Below are 1,231 nucleotides of genomic sequence, written 5' to 3'. Positions count from 1 at the left end.
ACTTCGTATTCAAGACCTTGGACGTCTATTTTTATAACATCCGGTGACGGAACCGCGCTTGCGCGGAACAATTCGTCATATCGAACACATTCGACCTCTTGCATGCTGACAACGTTGAAGACACGGGCTACTGAGTAGTTCTGCAGGATCTCAAAATTTGGCTCTCGCAAAGACGAGCAGTATGATCCGGCAGTAATATACAGCTTTTGGGGGCCAGAAGTGTTTGCCAGCGCCTTTTCCACCACTTGCGCGCCCGGAATTCGATCGAGGGTTTGTCGTATCACCGTCGCTTCCGACGACAAGGGTTCGAACACGACGGGCGTAATATGATCGGCTCGCAGCATCCACTTGAGCTGTAGCCCTCCTTGGCCGCCAACATCGACGAGGGTGATCCGCTCCTCTGCCGGCGTGCGAGACAACTCGGGGTATGCATCAAACGTTTCAACCAGAACGCTCAAGAGTGCAAACTGTTCGAGTCCAGTGCCGGCGTAGACGGGACGACCATTGTCGGAGCAGCCTATTGAGAGAGACCCGTGGCAACTCAAAAAGCTCACATCGATCTCGATCGTGTCATCTGGATGAGCGTTGATCGAAATGGTGTGACTGATACCCCTGTTTATTATGGTGCCGTCGAGTGCAATTTCGGCAACATCCAAAGAACCATAGTGATGGATATAGAAGTTTGTGGTGGTCGTGGGCAAGAATCTGAGGACGCACCTCATCCGAACCATTCGAAACAGAAAAGCTGAATCGTGAAGTCGTAGAAGATGCCAGTCACGGCGGTCACTGTCGCGAACGACCAAAGCTCCGCCAACGATATGAGTCGACATTTCGTGGACGACCTGCCAGCTTGATAAAGCATCGCCAACATACGTTTTGGAAAAGATCACCTCGCCCACCCTCGAGTCCCCTAGCCGCTTCCGAGTAGTTCAACTCTCAAGGGGTCTACGCTTAGACCTCGGCCGATGACAGAACAAGCTGGACTTCCTATTTTTCTCTTTGCAGGGCAACATGGTCGAGTTTCGAAGTTGCTGCGACGAGATCTCCTAAATTTGCTAGCAGGTTCAGTGGCCGGCAGCCTCACACCAGTGGCGTTGACACCCTCGGGCGGTTGGAGCACAGGCTACGGGGTCATGTCTTCCCCACCTTCCTCAGCTAGCTCGCAACCAAACCTCCTCACCGCCCCCATCGAGCTTGCCGGCGACTGGGGCCACATGCTTGAGGGAGCCGC

General features: G+C 53.8%; 1 protein-coding gene. It reads right to left on the bottom strand.

Going from position 1 to position 1,231, the window contains the following annotated elements; all coding sequences use genetic code 11:
- Nucleotides 1-899 (bottom strand): FkbM family methyltransferase (locus tag EOA22_RS34210; protein WP_127390647.1); only part of this gene is annotated, 899 nt, incomplete at its 3' end.
- Nucleotides 900-1,231 lie beyond the last annotated feature (332 nt).

It is taken from the genome of Mesorhizobium sp. M7A.F.Ca.US.014.04.1.1, from assembly GCF_003998745.1.
GTDB classification, from domain to species: domain Bacteria; phylum Pseudomonadota; class Alphaproteobacteria; order Rhizobiales; family Rhizobiaceae; genus Mesorhizobium; species Mesorhizobium ciceri.
The sequence above is the reverse complement of the archived record's forward strand: the minus strand, read 5'-3'. Positions and strand labels throughout refer to the sequence as shown.